The 22,564-nt window shown below is 44.3% G+C and carries 12 protein-coding genes; 11 read left to right on the top strand and 1 reads right to left on the bottom strand.

The annotated features are described in order from the left end of the window. Window positions 1–42: 42 nt before the first annotated feature. The 3 genes from rpoC to AC1MDJ_RS00840 all read left to right on the top strand — a co-directional run bounded on the left by rpoC (window position 43) and on the right by AC1MDJ_RS00840 (window position 7,678). A complete protein-coding gene (gene rpoC, locus AC1MDJ_RS00850) occupies window positions 43–4,230 on the top strand; it encodes a DNA-directed RNA polymerase subunit beta' (RefSeq protein WP_479689082.1) in 4,188 nt (1,395 codons plus the stop codon). 11 nt (window positions 4,231–4,241) lie between these two features. Continuing rightward, window positions 4,242–6,368 (top strand): sulfatase-like hydrolase/transferase, encoded by a 2,127-nt coding sequence (locus AC1MDJ_RS00845; RefSeq protein WP_479689059.1) that lies wholly within the window; start codon window positions 4,242–4,244, stop codon window positions 6,366–6,368. Between the two features lie 77 nt (window positions 6,369–6,445). After that, the gene (locus tag AC1MDJ_RS00840; protein ID WP_479689058.1) at window positions 6,446–7,678 is read left to right on the top strand and encodes a M16 family metallopeptidase; all 1,233 of its coding nucleotides are present in this window, start codon (window positions 6,446–6,448) and stop codon (window positions 7,676–7,678) included. Between the two features lie 55 nt (window positions 7,679–7,733). Here AC1MDJ_RS00840 and AC1MDJ_RS00835 read toward each other — a convergent pair whose 3' ends face one another. Continuing rightward, complete coding sequence (locus AC1MDJ_RS00835; protein ID WP_479689057.1) at window positions 7,734–8,867, bottom strand: hypothetical protein; 1,134 nt, start codon at window positions 8,865–8,867, stop codon at window positions 7,734–7,736. A 484-nt stretch (window positions 8,868–9,351) separates the two neighbouring features. Between AC1MDJ_RS00835 and AC1MDJ_RS00830 the strand changes: the two genes are divergently transcribed. From AC1MDJ_RS00830 to AC1MDJ_RS00795, 8 genes are all read left to right on the top strand, one after another. Then, window positions 9,352–14,310, top strand: coding sequence for a type ISP restriction/modification enzyme (locus AC1MDJ_RS00830; RefSeq protein ID WP_479689056.1), 4,959 nt, complete (start codon window positions 9,352–9,354; stop codon window positions 14,308–14,310). A 573-nt stretch (window positions 14,311–14,883) separates the two neighbouring features. Next, window positions 14,884–15,546, top strand: a complete 663-nt coding sequence (locus AC1MDJ_RS00825; protein WP_479689055.1) for a DedA family protein — start codon at window positions 14,884–14,886, stop codon at window positions 15,544–15,546. A gap of 201 nt (window positions 15,547–15,747) precedes the next feature. Further along, the gene (locus tag AC1MDJ_RS00820) at window positions 15,748–16,668 is read left to right on the top strand and encodes an FkbM family methyltransferase (RefSeq protein WP_479689054.1); all 921 of its coding nucleotides are present in this window, start codon (window positions 15,748–15,750) and stop codon (window positions 16,666–16,668) included. A 686-nt stretch (window positions 16,669–17,354) separates the two neighbouring features. Then, on the top strand, window positions 17,355–17,942 hold the full coding sequence (locus tag AC1MDJ_RS00815; protein WP_479689053.1) for a toxin-antitoxin system YwqK family antitoxin: 588 nt from the start codon (window positions 17,355–17,357) through the stop codon (window positions 17,940–17,942). 416 nt (window positions 17,943–18,358) lie between these two features. Further along, on the top strand, window positions 18,359–19,405 hold the full coding sequence (locus AC1MDJ_RS00810) for a flagellin N-terminal helical domain-containing protein (protein WP_479689052.1): 1,047 nt from the start codon (window positions 18,359–18,361) through the stop codon (window positions 19,403–19,405). A 37-nt stretch (window positions 19,406–19,442) separates the two neighbouring features. Beyond that, window positions 19,443–20,447 carry a DHH family phosphoesterase gene (locus AC1MDJ_RS00805; protein ID WP_479689051.1) on the top strand — a complete coding sequence of 335 codons (1,005 nt, stop codon included), beginning with the start codon at window positions 19,443–19,445 and terminating at the stop codon, window positions 20,445–20,447. A gap of 5 nt (window positions 20,448–20,452) precedes the next feature. After that, entirely contained in the window at window positions 20,453–21,076 is a 624-nt protein-coding gene (locus AC1MDJ_RS00800) for a class II aldolase/adducin family protein (protein ID WP_479689050.1), read from the top strand. 72 nt (window positions 21,077–21,148) lie between these two features. Then, the coding region (locus tag AC1MDJ_RS00795) for a MutS-related protein (RefSeq protein ID WP_479689049.1) at window positions 21,149–22,564 on the top strand (1,416 nt) is incomplete at its 3' end.

The following is a 22,564-nucleotide window of genomic DNA, read 5'->3' as shown; positions in this document are numbered from 1 at the left end:
CTAAAAAAGGGCAGGACTAATCAGGCTGATGCTTTTAAGGCTATGCGTATTAGGATAGCAAGTCCTGATAAGATACGTAAGTGGTCGCATGGCGAAATTACGAAACCTGAAACTATAAACTACCGCACGTTCAAGCCTGAGCGGGACGGATTGTTTTGCGCCAAGATTTTTGGTCCTGTGAAGGACTGGGAATGTTTGTGTGGCAAATATAAGCGTATGAAGCATCGTGGCGTAGTCTGCGAAAAGTGTGGTGTTGAAGTTATTGAATCTAGTGTGCGTCGTGAGCGTATGGGGCATATAGAGCTTGCTTCACCGGTGGCTCATATATGGTTCTTCAAGAACACGCCGTCTCCTATGGGTTATCTGCTTGATATGTCGGTGAAAGACTTAGAGCGTGTCATATACTTTGAATCTTGGGTTGTGATAGACCCTAAAGAGACTGACCTTAAAAAGCATCAGATATTGACCGATGATAATTACCGCAAGGCGCAGGAAGATTTTGGTTTGACAGGTTTCGTGGCTGGTATGGGTGCTGAAGCTATCAAGGAACTGTTAAAGAACCTTGACATCAATATGCTTGAAGTTGAGTTGCGGGAAGAGATTAAGAGCACCACATCAGTGCAGAAGAAGTTAAAGCTGTCTAAGCGTCTGCGCGTAGTCAATGCACTTGCTAACGACAGGCTACATGATGCTGAGAATGGCAATAAGCCTGATTGGATGATATTGGATGTGTTACCTGTGATACCGCCTGAGTTGCGTCCGTTGGTGCAGCTAGATGGTGGCAGTTTTGCCAAGAGTGATTTGAATGATTTATACCGCAACGTTATCAATTGCAATAATAGGTTGCGTAAATGGCTAGACCGCTCAACACCCGATATTATATTGCGCAATGAGAAACGCATATTGCAACGTGCGGTGGATTCTCTCTTTGACAACACTAAGCGTGGCATGGGCAAGACGGCTAGGGCGAATGACAGGCACACGTTGAAATCGCTCTCTGAGATAATAAAGGGCAAGCAGGGGCGGTTCCGTCAGAACTTGCTCGGCAAGCGTGTTGACTATTCAGGGCGTTCGGTTATTGTTGCGGGACCTCATTTGAAGATGCACCAGTGTGGGATACCAAAGACTATGGCGTTGGAGTTATTTAAGCCATTTGTTTATTATAAACTGGAAAAGGAGCTTGGTTTAGTCCAAACGATTAAACAGGCTAAGCGTATGGTTGACGAGCGTGCGCCAGAGGTGTGGGGTGTGCTGGAAGAGGTTATCAAGGAGCACCCTGTTATGTTGAATCGTGCGCCTACGTTGCACAGGCTTGGCATACAAGCATTTGAACCGCAGTTAGTTGAGGGGAAAGCGATACAATTGCATCCATTGGTTTGCCCTGCGTTCAATGCCGACTTTGACGGCGACCAGATGGCTGTGCATGTGCCGCTATCTATGGAGGCGCAGTTAGAGGCGAGGACGCTTATGTTATCGTCTTATAATATCTTATCGCCTGCGAGCGGTAATGCATTGGCTGTGCCTACGCAAGATATGGTGCTTGGCGTGTATTATCTGACACGGGAGATGAGGAATGCTAATGGGTCGGGCAAGAGTTATAGTTCGCCTGAAGAGGTGGTGATAGCTCATGACCATGGCAAGCTCTCACTGCAAGCGGTTATCAAGGTGCGCATGGAGATTGACGGCGTGCATCAGCTTATTGAAACGACACCGGGCAGGATTATTATAGGGAAGATATTGCCTGATGGCATTAGTTTTCATGAAGTAAATAAAGTGTTAGGCAAGAAAGATATAGGCAAGCTGGTGAATACTGTTAGTATCAAGCTGGGTAGCTATGATTGCGCGCAGTTTTTAGATGACTTAAAAGATTTAGGGTTTAAGTATTCTACGCAAGCGGGCTATTCTATATGTTTAGATGACGTATTAGTGCCTGTTGATAAGGATAAGATAGTTGAGGACACCTATAAGGATGTTCATAGCATTGAATTGAGCTATCGTGAGGGTGCTTTGACGGCGGAGGAGAAACACAATCAGTTGGTTGAAAAGTGGAATACTGCCAACACTAAGATAACGACTGCGCTTATGAACACTATTAAAGCTCGTGGCGGTGATGCATCTAAGACTAGCAAGCGTGATAAATGGTATAATCCGATATATGTGTTTGCCGATAGTGGTGCGCGTGGCTCTCAGTCGCAGATTTCGCAGCTGGGAGGTATGCGTGGGCTAATGTCAGACCCTAGTGGTAATATTATTGAAGCACCTGTGACGTCAAACTTCCGCGAGGGGCTGACGGTGCTAGAATACTTTGACTCCACGCACGGTGCGCGCAAGGGGCTGATTGATACGGCGTTAAAGACGGCGAATGCTGGTTATCTAACGCGTAGGCTGGTGGATGTGGCGCAAGATGTTATTATCAGTGAAGAAGATTGCGGCACCATACGTGGGCGTGATGTGACGGCACAGTTGAAGGATGGCAAGGTTGAGGTTAGTCTGGCGGATGGCATTCGTGGCAGGTTCACTGCAGGCGATGTATTGCACCCTGAAACTGGGGCTGTGGTAGTGGCTGATAATGTGATGCTCGGCGATGATGAGATAAATGCGATAGAGAAAGCTGCTGTGGATAAGGTTTGCGTGCGGTCGGTGCTTACTTGTGATACTGAATTTGGTGTTTGCAGGCACTGTTATGGAATGGACCTTTCTACGCGCAGGTTGATAGAGGTAGGTGTTGCGGTGGGGACTATTGCGGCACAGTCTATCGGTGAGCCGGGCACGCAGCTGACGATGAGGACGTTCCACCAAGGTGGTATTGCCAGCACAAGTAATGCGGTGTCAAGTCTGAGTGCTAAGCTTGGTGGCGATGTTGAGCTAGCAAATGTGCGCACAGCTAAGCGTGGGGACGATTTTGTTGTGTTAAATCGTAATGGTAATATACGTATAAAGGATGCCAGTGGCAAGGTAGTTGACGAACAGAGTCTGAAGCGTGGCTCTAAGCTATTGGTAGCGGATGGCACAAAAGTAGGCGTTGGTGTTAAGTTAGCCGAGTGGGACCCGTATGTTGATGATATGATGAGCGAGGTAGCTGGCGTTGTTAGCTATAGTGACTTGGTGTGGGGCGAAACCTTTAAGGAGGAGACTGACCCGACCACGCACATCACGCAGAAGATAGTTACTATGCCTAGTGCTGTCAATAAGGAGCGCAATAGGAAGGGTGTTGAGGGCGGTAGTAGCAAGAAACGTAATCCGCGCATATTGGTTAAAGATGCTAATGGCAATGAGCTTGGTAGCTATCCGTTGCCGCAGGGGTCTATTCTATCGGTTGAGAATGGGGCTGATGTTGAGGCAGGCGATGTTTTAGCGAAGATATTGAGGACGCAGAAGAATGTGGATATTACTACGGGCTTATCGCGTGTTATTGAGATATTTGAAGCGCGCCGTCCGAAAGAGCCGTCTATGTTGGCAGAAATTAGTGGTGCTGTTCACATTGAGAACAAGCAAGGCTATGATGAGCTGACTATTGCCAATGAGTTTGGCGAGAAGCAGGAGTATAAGATTGCGGCGCGCAGGTCTAAGGACCGTGATAAGGACGAGCAGAAGTATAAGAGAATTGCGGCGCAAAGGTATTTGAATGTGCGTGATGGCGATATTATAAAGGCGGGTGAGCCGCTGGTTGATGGGCAGGACGACCCAGTGGATATATTGCGTATTCGGGGGCAACAGGCGTTGTGGGATTATATGTTGCAAGAGATACAGGCGGTATATCGTGGGCAGGGTGTGCCTATTAACGATAAGCATATTGAGGTGATTGTGCGTCAGATGTTGCGCAAGGTGCGTGTGGACGATGAGGGGGAATCTAAGGAATTTTTACCGCAAGAAGAGGTCTATAGGAGACGGTTTGACGAGGAGGTCAACAAACTAGGGCATGATGGCAAGCAAGCTCCGAGAGGCAAGTTGATAGTGCAGGGGATAACGAAGGCTGCGGTCAACACTGAAAGTTTTATTTCAGCGGCATCGTTTCAGGAGACGTCTAAGGTGTTGACTAGTGCGGCTTGTTCGGGCAAGGTTGACTATCTGCGGGGGCTGAAAGAGAATGTCATTATGGGCAGACTAATACCTGCTGGCACTGGTAGCAAGCATTTGTTAGCGGAGCGTTTCCGTTTCCAAGATGACAGGAAACGTGTATATGAAGATAAACCAGAGGACGCTACAGCAGAGTTAGCAGAAACTAACTAAATGGAGTTAAAATGAGTTTGTTTAATAAGTTTGTAGATGAACTGGATAAGAGCAGAGTGTTAAAGGCTTGTGTGTATGCCTTGGCGTTTGCTGTTATACTAGCGCCACTGGAAAAGCTGATAACGTATGTGCGTTTTTTTGACCAGTTCAACGCTACGTATCTTATGGCAGTGACGTATAAACTGCATCATCTGCTATTTTTAGCTGTTGTATTTGCAGTATTACTTTATTTTCCAAAGCTAAGCAAGCTTACCTTTGCTCTGTTGTCAGCCCTGTGTCTGCTTTCTTTGTTGGAGCTTGGTCTATTGTCAAAGGGGCTTTCTGAACTTAACGGCGACTTTAATAGCTGGGCTTTACCATCAAGGCGTGTCTGGGATAGTTTGATATGGCTAGCGGCGATTTGTGGAGCTGTATATTTTCGGAAAATATTATGTCAGTATGCTAAGTATGTCGTTATAGGGCTATTTATCTACGGGTTGACTTGTCTTGCAGACGCCTTTTTCGTCGCTTTACGGATGCCCGTTGCGCAAGTAACGAACGTATCGCAAGCTTATGCGTATAAGCAAGTCAAGTTGCACAAACAGAATAACGTATTTATGTTTTTAGTTGACGCTACATCTTCTGAGGTAACGGAAGATGTGTTTAGCAGAAATCCAGAGCTTGCCGCTAAGTTTAGCGGGTTTATACAATTTACGAATAATATTGGCACGGGGGGGGGGACGATGCATGCTGTGCCGTCAATAATGACTGGATTATTTGACGATGTTCCACACTCTGAAATTCATAAGGCTCGCATATTAAATGAGGACGAGTCGCTTTTGAATTATTTTAATAAGCTAAATTACAAATGGATGTTTATTTCTAAGGGGTTATATCTATTCTTTGCTCCCCATAACCCGTCTGACGATTTTGCCGACAATAAGAAGTCTTTATATACTAATGGATTTCTAAATATCAGGCTTGATAGGCTCACAAACGTTATGCGTGCACCATATTTGTTTAAGCAAAAAGCTATTCTTCACTACTCATCTAGGCGTTATGCTGACTATAGCGATAATGGTATAGATTTCAGCAATATAAGCAGAAAATATCCGCAAAATGATACGTTAGACGAAGTTCGCTATATGCTAGAAACGGCAGGGATGTCAGAACAGCCTACATTTCAGTATCATCACTTCAACGGTGGACACGTTCCGCTAATAACAAATATTGATTGTTCTGCTGATGATAAACATCCTAAAGCATACACTTATGAAAATTACTATTATCAAGCTCGTTGTGCACTAAAAGGCGTGGCAGATATTTTGCAGGTTCTAAAGAATAGGGGACTATATGATAATGCGACAATACTTATGCTTGCTGACCATAGTATGAACATTAAAAGTAAATCTAGGGGAGACTTGGAAGAGCTTAATGGCTACCCGTTTTTAGCATTTAAGCCCCGCGGTGCTGACGGGGGCGTAGTAAATGATAATACTCCTATCAGCAATATCAATGTAAATAAGTTCTTGAAAGAATACGTTGGGTCTGGTTTTAGTATGAGCCGTGAGCAGATTGCCACATCATTACGTCAAGATGTTCGTAAGTTAGTAGTTAATGCTGGAACAGCTTACGGTAAACGGAATGGGGTATATTTAACAGATGCAAATTACAAAACAACAAAAATATCAGACAATCCAATTGCTGAGGGAAGAACCTTGAAACCGCTTGTGGCTGGCATCAAATATGAATTGTGGGATACACACCAGCCACCAGTAGATTTAGAATATGAAACGGTAGCCTCTAATTGGCAGGTATATACAGTATACGATGATGCATATATTAAGTTTAGAGTGTCATCCTCTAATACCAAGTACTCGCTGACTCTTGCCTTAAACGTACTGGGCTATCTTGATGGTGAAAGTAAGTTTGGTGCCACTGGAGCTGGTATTCTAACGGTGTCATCTGAGTTGGAGTCTATAAGTCAGCCGTTTGAACGGGCATCTGATGACCCTGTAATGGGAAAAGGAAGGATTCCGTATCCACTTACATATCAGCTACCAATCCAGTCTGACAAGGATGGTCTAGTGACTATAAAGTTACGTAATGATGCTGGTAGGTATGTGATGCTGTTAATGCTCAAGCTGACGAAACAATAACTGGCTAATCTATAGTTTTGGGTATTATGCGGACATTTATCTGCTTGGTTTTGTCTTTTACATTGGGGGCGACTTTTATGGGAGCATCTGCATCGGCGGTTGTAGCGGAGCATGGCGAGGGCTTTACTAACGGCGTGCGGTTTTACAGTGTTCAACGTAGCTACACTGCGACTACATCTATTGCGGTGTTTATAAAGGGCGGCATATTCCGTGAGACAGCGGCGAACAGTGGCATAGGTGCACTGGCGATGAACGTATGGGCTAAGGGTGGCAAGCTATTAGAGTTGTTAGAGGGTATCGGCGGACATATTGATGCAACTAGCAGTTTGCCCGACTTCCATGTAATACTGCTATCAGTGCCGACCGATACGCTGTCGTCTGTGCTACCCGAGTTTAAGAAACAACTATTAGAGCCAGAGATTACGAGCAAGCTGTTTAATAAAGAGAAAGATTTGTTATTGCGCGCTATTGAAGCTATGGAGGATGACCCGAACTCTGTCGCCTTTGATAAATTTATGGAGACGACTTATGGTAGCCACCCGTATGCACTGCACCCCACAACCAAGAGCGTATCTAAACTGAAACTTGGAGATGTAGAACGGCACTTAAAAGGTATCCTAACAGGTGCTGATATGGTGGTAGCTGTGTCAGGCAGGTATAGCGTGGCGCAGTTGAATGAGATGAAGGCTATATTTAAGCAAGTTCCCGCTGGTGTTAAGTGTAATGTTAGTTTAGACAATGCGTCTATTGTGGAGGTTGCCCGCAGGGAGGGCACCGATTCGCGTATCCAGCAGGCGAAGGTTTTTTTGGCATACACTGCGCCGTCAGCGTCTAGTGAGGACTACGTCTATGCTAAAATTATCAGCGATTTGTTGGGCGGGGGGATGAGTTCGCCGTATTTCTCTACATTGCGCAAGAACAAGGGTTATGCATATTCGGTTGGGATGATGTATCCGTCGCGGCTGGCTGATTCGCGTATGATAGGGCATATTGGTTTGCAGGTGGAGAATATTGAGGATGCGATTAAGACTATGCAGCAGTTGAATGCTGGCTTTGCAGACAAATTGAAAGCAAGTGAATTAGCGGCTGCGAAAAACCATATAGTTGGCGAGCGTATTATGGATATGGAGGCAAATGCGCGCTCTGCATGGTTTGCGGCATTCTATGAGTCGTTAGGGCTAGGGTTTGACTATTCCGATGCGTATATTAAAGCTGTGCGGGCTGCCAAGATAGCAGATATAAAGCGGGTCGGCAAAAACATATTTGGCGAAAAACACACGATATTTATATTAAGCCCAAGCAAAAAGTAGGGAAAAAACTAAGTATGGAGTGGCTGAGCAAAAAATAGCTGTTATGTAATTGTCTTTATTTGTCCTGTAACAATTCTATGTCTTTCAGCAACTGTTCGTCTTGTGGCACTTCGGTAAGTCCTTCTTGAACTACCTGTTTTGCAGCGAGAAAATCCCTGCTGTTGTATAGTTTGACGAATTTATTGTGGTATTCTACGCCGATGTTATGTTTTGCGGTATCAAGCAATTTTTTGTATGGCGGGTAGTCGGGGTATAGTTTTGTTGCTTGCTCTGTCCATGCGATAGCTGCCCGTTCTCTGCCACTGTTTAGCAGAAATACACCATAGTTATACACACGGACAGCGGCATCGTTATCAGCATCTATAAATAGTGGTGATGATATAGGGTTTGCCCGCCCTTTTAGCAGGGTTGCCCTGTCAATAGCCAGTGGTATTACCTCATCGTGGCTACCTTGATTAGCGTCTGCAAGGCGGTTGGACATAATAAGAGATATAAGCTCTAGGGGGCTAATATCGCGCCTATCGTGGTAGTTGCCTTGTGGCACGTAGGCAAAACCGGTGCTAGAGCCAAACTCGTCCTTAAACTCTTTTTTACTGCCGGGGTCAAATCCGTATCGGTTAGTTGTCTCCACGTCTATAGCCTGTCCACCAGCCAGGACGCTGATAAATGCGTGGTCTTTTGTGATGACGCCAACAGTTTGAATGCCTGCGGCTTGTGTTAACAGCATATACAGGTTAGCGGACGATACGCAGTTGTATGTGCCTGTGGCGAGTAGCACGTCAAGGCGTGTTTGTTTAGGTTCGTAAGTTTTTAAGAATTTATTGTGTATGTATCGCAGTATGAACTCTGCCTGTGTTTTCTGGTCGTTTTGTGGCAGGGCGGGGAGTAGTTCATGCACAGCATTTTCTATGGTGGCAGTGTAGGCGAGTATCTCTTGTTCGTTTATAGTGCGTCCGCCAGTTTGCGATGCCCAGATGGACATCTTGGCATAATCTTGCCATGTGTACTTGTAGTTAGGCTTAACGAGTGAGGCGATGTAAGGGCTGGTATTGCGCGGGAAACTATAGTTGGACTGTTCCTGCTCCTGTGCCAGTACCTGCCCACAGGGGATAGCTAGTAGCAGTGATAGGGTGGCAAGTAGGCTTAATAGCCCTATTAACCCGCGTAAATATGTCAATACATTTTTCATACATATCTTATACTTCTTTTATATTGAACAGTCAAGGGGGTTCACCTGTTTGCTCAACTTGAAAGAGAATCTCCCCAGAAAAAAGGGGAGGGGCGTGTAGAATATTTACAGCACTACAACTGGTAAATAGATTAGGTGGAAAAATGGGGACTATATACTTGACTGGACTAGAGAAATGCTGTGTGCTCGCAAAGACAGTTTTTCCTCCCCCGCCAAGGTGGAGGGAAGACTCCTTAACTTGTGCAATTACATTTTCCACTTTCCCCTTGACACCCTCTTAATTTTTATTGCACAATGCCCAACTAATAATATTTAAGGAGTATTTGACGTGATGTCACTAACACACACACACACACACACAGCAAGAATTATGCCAGTCTAGGCTCTCACGAGTCAGTTTCTTATGGGCTAGTAGTCTCCCACAATCTAAACAATTTAATTTCGCTAGCACAAGTGCCAGTGCTAGCGCAAGTGCAGGTGCGCTATGAATAGCATTCATAGTAATAGCACGGCACATAAAAAGTTCAATAGTTTTGATAACGTGCTAGTGCATTTTAGGGATATTAGTTTATCAGAGCGAGACAAGGGCACTCGTTTTGAGCTTTTAATAAAGGGGTTTCTTAAAACCTACCGCGTCTATGAGGGGATGTTCAAGGATATTTGGCTATGGGACGAGTTCCCTTATAGGGGTAGCATTAGCAACGTTGATACGGGTATAGATTTAGTCGCACTTACATTTGATGGTGATTACTGGGCGATTCAGTGTAAATGCTATGATGAAAAGACAGAAATAACTAAAGCGGCTGTTGATAGCTTTATATCCGCTTCGGGTAAAGAGTTCACCGATGACAATGGCGTTAAGGTTCGTTTTGCTCAGCGCTTCTGGATAAGCACTACTAATAAGTTCTCTTCCCATGCGGATGAAGCCATAGCAGGGCAACAGCCTGCTTTTATACGTCTAAGCCTGCGAGAGCTACAAGACGCCAATGTGGACTGGCAGGTTTTATTAGAGGGGAAGTCGGGCGTTGTAGCACGTCTTCCTAAAAAAGGGACTCGCCCCCACCAGCGGACAGCTATTGACAACGCCCACAAATACTTTGCTAATATTGCTAATGCTACTGGTGCTGGCAAAAGAGGCAAGCTGATAATGGCTTGTGGCACGGGCAAAACATTTACATCGCTAAAGATAGCAGAAAAGGAACTGCCGAATGGTGGCTTTGTTCTGTTTTTAGTGCCGTCTATAGCCCTATTGGGGCAGACGCTACGTGAATGGAAAGTTGATGCAGAGCTTGCTATCAAAGCAATCTGCGTATGCTCTGACGCTACCGTGTCAAAAAAGAAGTTTAGCGATGAAGACACGGGCTTTAAGCTAGAGGATTTAGCATACCCCGCTAATACCGATGCCGCTAGTGTAGCAAAACAACTAAAAGAGGCTAAAAAAGCAGTCGGCAAAGAGATGACTGTTGTGTTCTCTACCTATCACTCTATCGGGGTTGTTTCAGAGGCACAAAAGCAAGCAGATTTAACCTTTGATTTGATTATCTGTGATGAGGCACACCGCACAACGGGGCATAAACAGGAAGGTGACGATAGCCATGCATTTGTAATGGTGCATGACAACGCTATTATTAAAGGGCATAAACGGCTATATATGACTGCTACGCCCCGCATTTACGGAGAGGGTGCGCAGAAACAGGCAGAAGAAAAGAACCTCGTGCTCTATTCTATGGACGATGAAAAGCTGTTCGGGAAAGAAATCTATCGGCTAGGTTTTGGTGAGGCGGTGGATAATGGGCTATTGTCTGACTACAAGGTGCTAGTGTTTTCTGTGAATGAGAAAGACTTGCCAGCTACTCTACGTAGTGAACTAGTGGCGGGGAGTGATGGCGCAATAGCAACTGACGATATAGACAAGCTAGGGGGCTGTGTGCGCGCATTGTCTAAAAAGATTACAACAAATATTCTTATTGACGACAAGCAGACTGATGATGACTCTAATGAGTTTAACAAGCCTATGCGTAAGGCTGTGGCATTCTGTCAGAATATAAAGACTTCTAGGGCTATCCAGAACTCATTTAACAAGATAAATGAGTATTTTAAGAAAGAAATTCGTGGTAACAACGAGCTAGTGAATGTGCATGCAACCCACATAGACGGGGGAATGAATGCATCCGAACGTGACTCCGAACTAGACTGGCTCAGGGAAGAGCAAGATGACGAATGCCGTGTTGTTTGCAACGTCCGCTGTCTGTCAGAGGGGGTGGACGTGCCTAGCCTTGACGCAGTGCTATTCTTATCGGCTAAAAACTCCCCCATAGAGGTGGTGCAGTCAGTCGGTAGGGTAATGAGAAAAGCAGAGGGCAAGAAATATGGCTATATAATTATCCCCGTAGTGTTCCCCTCTGATACAACACCAGAGGATGCGTTGAATGAAGACTCTAACCGATACCGTGTGGTGTGGACTGTCCTGAACGCACTGCGGGCGCACGATGACAGATTTGACTCTATCGTCAACATGCTATCATTAGGCAAACGTGATGGGCATATAACGGTAGGTGGAACGGATACGACCCTTGTGGATACGACCCTTGACCCTGACGAGGTGACAGATAAGTGGAAGTTTGCCGACTATCTAACCGCCCGCATTGTGGAAAAGGTTGGCAATAAACGTTACTGGGAAGACTGGGCAAAGGACGTTGCCAAGATAGCGGATAACTACAAGGTGCGTATAAATGAGTTGCTAGCGGGGCAGGGGCAGCACAGGGCAGCTTTTGAGAAGTTTTTAGAAAATATGCGCACCGCTATAAATCCGTCTTTAACGGAGGCAGGTTTGGTGGAGATGTTAGCACAGCACCTTATCAGCAAGCCAGTGTTTGAGGCGTTGTTTGAGGACTATGCATTTGTTAAGAATAACCCTGTATCTAAGTCATTACAAAAGATGATTGAGCGGTTAGAGGGTGCGGATGTCAATAAAGACAATGAGGATAATATAAAGCTCACTCGGTTTTATGAATCAGTCAAGCAACGTGTGGCGGGGCTGACGAGTGCAGAGGATAGGCAAAAGGTTATCATAGAACTATATGACAAGTTCTTTAAGGTGGCTATGCCTAAAATACAAGACAAACTAGGCATAGTCTATACACCAGTAGAGGTGGTGGATTTTATCAATAGCTCTGTGGCAAAGGTTTTAGAGCGGGATTTTGGCAGGACGTTGTCAGACGAACAGGTGCATATTTTAGACCCGTTCACAGGCACGGGCACATTCATAGCTAGGCTGATACAAACAGGGCTGATAGACAAAGACGCACTAAAGCGCAAATATCAGCAGGAGTTGCATGCTAATGAACTTGTGCTACTGGCTTACTACATAGCAACAATCAATATAGAAAATGCCTTTCACGCTACTATGTGGGGGGCTGGCAGTGACGACAGAAGTGCTGATAACAATGCAGGCTATGCAGGTTATGCGGGTATGCGCTATATCCCCTTTGAGGGAATCTGCTGGACAGATACATTCCAAATGGGGGAAACTTATGAAAAGCACGAAACGAACGAGGAGAACTCTGAACGCATAACAAAGCAACAGAAAGCCCCTATAAATGTAATTATCGGCAACCCACCCTACTCAGTAGGACAGAAAAGTGCGAATGATGACACTAAAAATCAAAAATACCCTAAACTGGACTCACGTATAACAGAAACTTATGCAAAAAGTGGCACGGCTAGTAATAAAAACAAACTATCTGATAGTTATATAAAAGCCTTTCGCTGGGCTACTGATAGGCTTGTGACTAATGGCTCTGGTGGTGGCGTTATTGCCTTTATCACTAATAGTGGCTGGATAGACGGCACATCTATGGACGGCTTTCGTAAGTGCCTAACAGAAGACTTTAACGCCATATATATCTTTAACCTGCGCGGTGGTATTCGGGGCAAGTCAGGTGACACAGCAAAGCGGGAAGGGGAGAATGTTTTTGATATAATGGCGGGTGTTGCTATCGTGGTGCTGGTGCGGGGTGGACAGGCGGGCGAAAGCAAAGGATGTGCTATTCATTATAAGCAAATGGACGATTACCTAAAGAAAGCTGACAAATTAAAGCTCTTAAAGGAACTAAATGATATTACTAGTGCGGACATTGCTTGGCAGGAAATCACCCCAAACAAAGAGGGCGACTGGCTAAACCAACGAAACGATTTATTCCAAACCTTTATCCCACTAGGGGATAAAAAGAATAAAAAGACTGGTGAGCAGTCATTCTTTGAACCTATTTATTCACTAGGGTTAAACACTAACAGGGACGCTTGGTGCTACAACTTCTCACGGGCGGAGCTTATAAAGAATATGCAAAAGACAATAGGCTTTTATAGTGAACAACTAGCAGACTACAAGACACAAAAGGGGAAAGTTGCTGACGTTGAGAAGTTTATAACAAAAGATGCCACAAAATTAGCATTACCCAGTTCAACTGTTGCAAAGTTTGCACGAGGCGAAAGCATAACATTTTCAGAGGACAATATTGTGCTTGCTAGCTATCGTCCATTTAATAAGCAGTGGTGTTATTTCCATAGGGATATGAACCACAGAACAGGACAAATGCCCAAACTCTTCCCTACACCAGAGCATAAAAATGTGGTGATATGTATTGTTGGCACAGGAACACCTAAAGATTTTAGCACAATCATTACTGATGCACTGCCCGATTTAGAAATACAGGGACATTCACAGTGTTTCCCGTTATATTACTATATAGAACACACAAACAATGATGGCACAAGCGTTATAGGGCAGTATGACAGGCTAGACGGCATAACGGACTATATCCTAACTGAGGCACAGGGGCTTTATGGGAAAAGTGTCAAGAAAGAGGATATATTTTACTACGTTTACGGGTTGTTGCATTCACGTGACTATATAAAGCAGTTTAGTGCAGACCTGAAAAAGGTGCTCGCACGACTACCGCTGTTAAAGAGTGTTGAGGACTTCTGGGTATTTAGCAAGGCGGGCAGGGAGCTTGCAGGGTTGCACCTGAACTACGAACAGGCGGACAAATACCCCGCTGTTAAAGTAGAGATAAAGGAGGGGAAAACAACTGATAAGTTAGATTTATATTCATTATATCGTATAGGGAAGATGAGTTTTCCTAATAAAGAAGATAAGTCTGTTATCAAGTATAACGAGAATATCACTATAACGGGCATCCCGCTGGTGGCTTATGAATACGTCCTCAATGGCAGGAGTGCTATAGAGTGGTTGATTGATAGGTGGCAAGTTAGCACTGATAAACCCACTGGCATAACCAACGACCCCAACCTGTGGCTAGCGGAGCAGAACAACCCAAGCTATATAGTTGATTTATTGCTAGCAGTGATAACCATCAGCGTGAAAACAGTGGGCATAGTCAACAGGCTGCCAAAGGTGGAGTTCGGGGTGGGCAAGGGTTAGCGACTACCAATTTTTTGGTTTTGTTATTGTATGACTAAATGATGTTTTTATAGTTGCTGGTAGCTGATTAGTGGCTAACATAGTTTGACTTATCCGCTTAGTATAGCTGGCATACTTCTGCAAAATCTTTGTTGTTGTAGCCTTTTTGTCTATATATAGCCCAACGTGCTTTTTGCATATCTCTGTACTGATTTGAACTGAATACGTCATATCGCTATCATTACTAAAGAGCATTGAGCAATCAAACTTGTTCTGAAATGCATCTGCACCATTTGAACTGCTAGATTGACATCAGTTCCTTTTTATTCAGTCTTTATGACCTCCACAAGGGATATTTCGCCATTATCATATTTGCTTGCTATCGGCATTTTTGCCCTGTGCCGTGAATAATATCCTAAGCAGAGAAATATTTGACCTGCACCAGTTCTTGGTTAGGTTTCAATAAGGATTGGAAGCAGTTTCTTCGTAAAGAACTATGAAATGTGAGCCTTACAGCCTTTTAGTCCAGTCAAGTATATAGGTCACCGGAAAAATGATTGCTTTTTGCTTAAATCTATGTTAGCATAGCCCCCTATGCAGACACTGATTAACTTTTTCGCTTTGTTTGTGACATGGCTTGTGAACGTTGTGGGTTCGCTGGGCTATCTTGGCATTATATTGCTGATGGCAGTGGAAAGTTCGTTTATCCCGTTCCCTAGCGAGGTTGTTATTCCGCCTGCGGGCTATTTAACCCTGCCAACCAGCATTACAGGTGCGGCATATAAAATGAACGTTTATTCTGTAATAACCTGTGGTGTCATGGGGTCGGTTCTAGGTGCTACGCTCAACTACTATTTAGGGCTTAGACTCGGCAGAACTTTCTTGCTAAAATATGGCAAATATCTATTCTTACCGCCAGAAAAACTCGCCAAAATGGATGCTTTCTTTAATAAGCACGGGGAAATTACCACGCTAATCGGCAGGCTTATCCCTGTGGTGCGCCAATTCATTTCATTCCCTGCTGGGCTAGCCCGAATGGACTATAGAACATTTGCTTTCTACACAACGATAGGCTCTCTGATATGGGTCACCATACTGCTGGTCATAGGGCGAGCAGTCGGCACAAATATAGAGCTAATCAAACAGTATTCACACACAATCGTGCTGATAATGGCACCTGTTATAGTAATAGGTATTATCATATATGTGCTAATGCAACGGCGCAAACCTATAGAGAACAAGGATAATCAAGCTTGATGTTATGAACGCAAACAAAGAATTGACAGCCATTAAATCCCCCCCCCCCACGAAAATGCAATACTGGACGGATTTTCAGGATTCAGTTCCGATATTCGGCGAATTTTAGCGGCTCTACAAGATAATATATCAAAAACATTGTTTTTAGGACGTTTGGGAAGTCTGCTTGCTGGGCATGACGCTCCGTTTTATGCGTCATTGATGCGTTATCCAAAAGATATATGGCGGGGAACTTTCATATCAATGTTTTATGGCAAACCGCCAAGCACTGTTGTTTTTCATCTATCTAAACCCGGTTCGTTTTGGCGTATGGGGTTTCTATTGCAAGCTTGCAAATGGTTTGAAGTGGAAAATGTCTGCTTATATTTAGAGAGTAATGATAAGGCTGATTATAGCACGTCTCAAACACAAATAATCTCCGCACAAGAACTCGAACAAATACATGCCCCTACTATTATAACTGATAGTCCACGTAGGCTGGTATCTCTTCGGTTTAGGAAAATTATAAGAGATGATGCTAACGTTTTGTTGCTGGACAAGACGGTGCCCGGCGTATATTTTGATGATGCTATCATGAAACCTAGCAAAGACGAGATATTTGTTGATGGTGGCAGTTATGATATGAATAGTAGTGTGGAGTTTTGCAGGTGGTGCAACAACACGCATAAGCATATATACGCATTTGAGCCTGAGTATGCCTTTTATGAGAAATGTTTAGATGTTGCCAACGGAGATGAACGTTTAGCTGGCAAGAGTAAGATATATAATGCTGGTTTATGGAGTAGCAATGGGATTCTACGATTTGATTCTCGTGGCAGTATGTCATCTCGTGTAGATGATAACGGAAACAGCAAAATAAATGTAATGTCACTTGATGAAATGCTTGCAGGGGAACCAGTTACTTTTATAAAACTAGATATTGAGGGTGCCGAGCTAGAATCGCTATACGGTATGGAGACTACTATTAAGCGGTATAAGCCAAAATTGGCTATAAGTATATATCACAAACCTGATGATTGCCTAGCTATCCCGCCATATATACTAAGTTTAGTTCCAGACTACAAAATGTATATTCGCCATTATACGGCTGACGTCTATGATACTGTCCTATACTGCGTGTAATATATCTTAATTAGCTTTATACCACACTCTTTGTGCTCTTTCAGTGCTAAACTCTGATGTCAGCATAATTTATCAGCTCCTTAGAGTTCGCCTCTAAAAACTCTCTGCTCTTTAGCCTTTTCAATATCCCCTGCTTGCGTGGACTTGTCCCCGCCACACAACAGCACTATAACACGTTCGTACTTAAGTGGCGCGCTATGGCATCGGAGGCTCGTTTATCCCTTAACCCAAGCCACCAGTCCTTGAATTCGTCAGTCATTTCAACTGTGAACATACTTTATTGTATCTTGTAGGCTACAATATTGTCAAGGATAAAGTAGATTGCTATACACTCAACTGGACTAGAAACAAGTAAATTATGCTTGACGAAAGCAGAACAAATATGCTCCAGCAATAGATTGTAAGCCAATAAAAAAGTTTGTAAATTTAACCAAGGTTATTTTTAGAAAGTTATGAGAGGATATCTCCCTCCCCAAGAACGACAACTGCTTGTCGTTCTTCCCCCTGTATCTGCATGTGCAGAGGGGGTAAGGGGGCAACCTCGTGAACGGGCAGGGCTGGAGTAGCTGAGGTATGGCTGTTCTTGCAGTTTTCTTTTGACAAGTGAAAATAATCGTGCTATACGAGTAAAAAACGTGTAAAAATAACCTTGGTTAGTTTGAGAAAATAAAAAGGATGGTTTGTATATGAAAAAGCCTTTTGTCCTGTTTTTGTTGGTGTGCTTTATGGCTTGTGGCGGAGTATTCGCCATAGCACAGGGTAATGAATATACCTTGGAGGTAGACGCCTTTTATGATAAAGGCATCATCAGGGATGGCGATAACAAGCGCATAACGGGGATTGTTCGTTTTGTAAGGGATGATGGCTATCCGGTTGTATGGCAAGTTAAAAATGGGTTAATTACGTTTGGATGGGCATATTATCCCAGCGGTAGTTTATATGTGGAAATTCCATTCAAGAACGGTGTGTTAGAAGGCACTGAAAAATTCTATTATGAAGACGGTAGTTTATATATGGAAGCTCACTACAAGAACGGCGTGCCAGAAGGCACTGAGAAAACCTATTACGAGAACGGACGATTATGGTGGACACATCCCTATGTGAATGGCAAGCGACAAGGGGTGTCTACGTGCTACGCTGAGAATGGCAGAATAATTATGAAAATTACCTACAAAAATTATAGGGCTGTAAGCGGTGCTTGTGCCAATGGTAGAGCCTTAACGTTTGCAGAATTGACTAATCTTATGAATGGCTTGAATGTGGAATGCTACTGACGCAGAATATGGGGGGCTATACCTATTTTATTATACAACAATATCGTTTTGTAGTTCTTTTAACTTGGCAAGTGAAAGCCCTGTGCTTGGGGAATGGTAGGCTATCTGGTATTGAGTTATAAGGCAATAGACTAAAGATATTTTTGAGACTGTCCTATACTGCGTGTAATATATCTTAAATTTATGAGCATCTCTGTAATGCCACAGTTAAAATGCCCCTATTTAGGTGTTAAAGGTATGCTGTATTTTTTGCTTGACAAGCAATTTTTTCTATGCTACAAATTATGCTAACAATTTAATTAGCACTAAGACATTTAGGCTGGGCTGGGCACACGTAAGCGATATTCGCTCTGCGTTTGCAATGGTTTCCAGTCTTTTTTGTTTATGTCTGTTCATCAAAATATGGAGGATGAAGTATGTCGCTAGCCATCAATACTAACGTGTTCGCCAATACGACGAAAGCTAACATTGACGCCGCTGTCAGCGTTAATGCCATGTCTCGTTCCGCTGAATACATGCCTACGGATACGGAGGTGCATATTAACCGCACGCCGAACGATACAGCTGAACTCGCCGCCTCTGACAAGCTCCAAAGCGAACTCGGTCCCGATACGTTACTGCTCAATGCCGAAAGCAGTGTCGGCATTGTGGGAGATATTTTACAACGTATGCGTGAGCTTGCTATACAAGCAAGCAACCCAACGGCATCCGCTAACGACAGGGAGCTAGGACAGCACGAGTTTGAGGAGTTAAAACATCAGCTTAACTACATCGCAAATGCCTACGAATTTAACCCTAACACATTGCCTGATGGTGCGGATATCAACGTGCAGTCAGCGGAGGCAGGGCAGAGTGCAGTATATAAGAGCAATACCTTTAGCCCAGTTGACAAAACAGCACAGACGGGAGACATATCGCAGGTGCGCCTAATGGATTTAGAGCAGTTATCCGTGCTGTCGCTCGGCAACACTATGCACCTGACAATATACGGCAACGGCAATAGCTCATCAGTGTACGTAAACGGCGAAGACACGCTTCAAGACTTCATAAATAACATATCACAAGCTATAGTTAACGGCTTGAATACGGGAACGCCAGAACAACAACCGAGCGATATTGTCCGCCTAGTTCAGACAGGCGAGGCTGGTGCCAACATAATAATACAATCAGGGCTTGCTGGTAAGCAATCTGAACTACGTTTTGCAGGTTCAGAACAGCTGCTCAATGAACTTGGAATAATGCAAATACAAGGTGTAGGCGATAGCAATATAGCGAAAAATGCTAAAAGTGCCCTTACGGGGGACCTTAGCACTAGCGCACTTGATATAGACGATTCATATATCGTTACGCAGAGTGATGCACAAATCGCCGTTACAAAACTGAACAAGGCATTAGGTTCAGTGAATAGTCTGCGCGGCGATATGGGCGTGAGAATTAACTGGTTAATGAACAGGAACAGTTAATTTGCAATTATTTTTAATATATGCTACCTTTGCGTAGATGATAAATGAAATTTTTGAATCTCTTGCTGGCAAGAGACGTGTGCTGATACTCACACACAACAATCCAGACCCAGATGCTATAGGTGCTGCAGTAGGACTAAAAGGATTGCTTGCTCTGAAAAAGATTAAGTCCACCATTGCATATATGGGTGTGCTCGGCAGGCTGGAAAACCGCGAGTTTGTGCGCCAGTGTAAGGTTGATTTGAAACAGTCAACTGACATACGTTTCAAGTCGTTCAGCTACGTAGTTGTGGTTGATACGCAACCGCAAGCGGGTAATGTACATATCCCTTATGGTTTCTCCGTCAACTTGATAATAGACCACCACAATATAAGAAAACGTCTGCCTAAAACTAAGGGGCTTCTCACAGACATCCGCCCTCGCTACGGTAGCACCAGTACAATAGTTACAGAATATTACAAAGAGTTAGGTGTCGTGCCAGATGTCCGCGTTGCTACCGCTCTATGCTATGGCATTATGACGGATGCTATCGGCAGAGGACGCGACTCTGACAAAGCAGACCAAAATATGCTCGGTTTCATCTACCCCTATGTATCGCTCAGAAAGATAGCAGCGGTCAGTTCGCCTGACTTGCCACGTTATCAGTTCACCTTGATGCGCAAGGCAATTGACAGCACGCGCTTGGTAGGTAGCCTAGCATTCTGCGACATGGGTGCTATTAAAACCACCGATATTACGGCAGAACTTGCCGACTATCTGCTACGTATGCGCGAAGTTAAACATGTGTTTGTAATTGGCGTATATGACAAAGTAGCAATATTTTCGTTACGGGCTAAGTCGGGGAACATCAAACCGCCGCTGTCTAAAGTTGCACTTAAAATAGTAGCTGGGATAGGCTATGGCGGCGGGCACATTAAATCAGCTGGCGGGCAGATAATACTAGAAGATAGGGCTTATGAAGATGTAGTTTTGATTACTAAAGAACGCTTGCTTAAAGCACTAGGTATCAGCAGAGAGAACAGTGAAGGCAAACCTATATAGTCGCTATGTCAAACACTCACTTAAAAGATAAAATTTGTGAAATCGGCAAACGGCTCTACGACAAGGGCTTGCTTGTTGCCTACGATGGCAATATCTCCGCCCGTATAAGCGATGAGGTTTGGACTACCCCCTCTGGAGTGTGCAAGGGATACCTCACACCCGAAATGCTAGTTTGCACTGACCTGTCGGGCAAGGTGCTGGTTGGTGACAACCCATCGTCTGAACTGAAGATGCACCTTATGGTCTATGCTAAAAGCAATGCGTTAGCGGTAGTGCATAGTCATCCGCCCTACGCTACCGCTTATGCGTCAGCACATATCGCCCTTAACAGGTATATTCTAGTAGAAACGATTACCTCGCTGGGAGTTGTGCCGCTGGCAGAGTATGCCACGCCCTCAACTGATGAGGTGCCAGCTAGTATTGCCCCACTAATAGCAGGACACAAAGCAATATTGCTTGCTAATCATGGTGCACTCAGCTGGGGGACTAGCCTTGACGAGGCGTATTTCACTATGGAGAGCTTGGAACTATCAGCCAAGACGCAGTTTCTCGCCCATCTGCTCGGCAGGGGCAAAGATATACCCGATGAGAAAGTATCATTCTTAAAAGAGTTGTTAGCTAGGAAGTAAGGTTTTATTAAGAATAGAGATTTTGGAAAGGGACAATAGCATAGATTTATGATATAATAATCGCAGAATAATATGAATATAGACTATCAGACGCTTGAGTTTCCGCTATTTAAGGGTGAAGTCTGTGGCACATTTGCCTCAAAGTTCGCTGCCCGCGAGTTTGATAGGCTAGAGCCGAAACAAAGCTTGACCGAAATACATTCATTTCAGAAAGACTTGCGCTCCATATTTGAGCTATACCATAGCGTTCCCGCATACATGCTGGAAAATGATGGTGATTTTTTTGCCATCTATGCCAAGCTCTCAGCAGAAAATATGAAGTTATTCTCACCAGAGGCAGGCGACTATCTTATAATAGCTCGCTTTATAATAAGTCTGCTGGCGTTAAAACGGCATTTGGAGAGCCACAGGAGGCATTTAGCACCATTAACGGCTGAACTTGACAACTTAAAGCCTGATGAAGAACTGCTGTTGCGCATACAGTCCACGTTTGAGGAGGACGGTAGCATTAGGGACGGTGCAACCAGCGAACTGAAGGAGCTTCGCAGAGCACTAAAAGTCGCCCACGATAGGGTGCAGCGCAGTTTGCAAGCTGTGTTGAGGAGTGCTAATGCTGACAAATTCATTCAAGAATATATGCTTGTTATGCGGGGCGGCAGATACACGCTACCCTGCAAAGCTAATTTCAACAAATATATAGAGGGCTATATTCACGACCGCTCAGCCAGCGGACAGACGCTATATGTAGAGCCTACCAGTGCAGTGTCCGCAGGCAATGAGCTACAAGATAAACTGCTAGCCGAGAGTGCAGAAATCACAAAAATATTAGCAGCCCTCGCCGCTCAGCTACGAGAACACATTCATGAGCTACACACTACCACTGGGGCTTATAGCTATTTAGCGATGTTGATTGAGCTGCAGAAGTTTTATAATCTAAATGATTATACATTCCCAACATTCGGAGATGAAATACGCTTTAAGAGTATTCATCACCCGCTAATTTTAATCAGAAAGAGTAATGCATCCATTCCATTAGATTTATTTATGGACATTGACGATAATTTAATCGTCATAAGCGGTCCTAACACAGGTGGCAAGAGTGCGGCGTTAAAATCTATAGGGCTGAATCATATCATAGGTATGTGCGGATTGCCGCTATTTGGAGTTGAGGCGGAATTATTATACTTAGACACGCTACTAGCAGACATCGGAGACAATCAGTCGTTGATAATGGATTTGAGCACATTTTCGGCACATGTTGCCAATATAAAGCGGATGTTAGAGAGTATATCGGGCAAGACTCTGTTGCTTTGCGATGAGCTTGGCACTGGAACAGACCCGCGCGAGGGGGCGGCATTGGCACAAGCTGTGCTGGAGCACATCGCAGACGGCGGAGCAAAAGCCGTTATAACAACACACTTTTCTGAAGTAAAGGGCTATGCACTAGAGCACCCTGCCGCTAAAATATATGCTGTGGATTTTGATTAT

The organism is Candidatus Termitispirillum reticulitermitis, assembly GCF_054655775.1.
The sequence above is the reverse complement of the archived record's forward strand: the minus strand, read 5'-3'. Positions and strand labels throughout refer to the sequence as shown.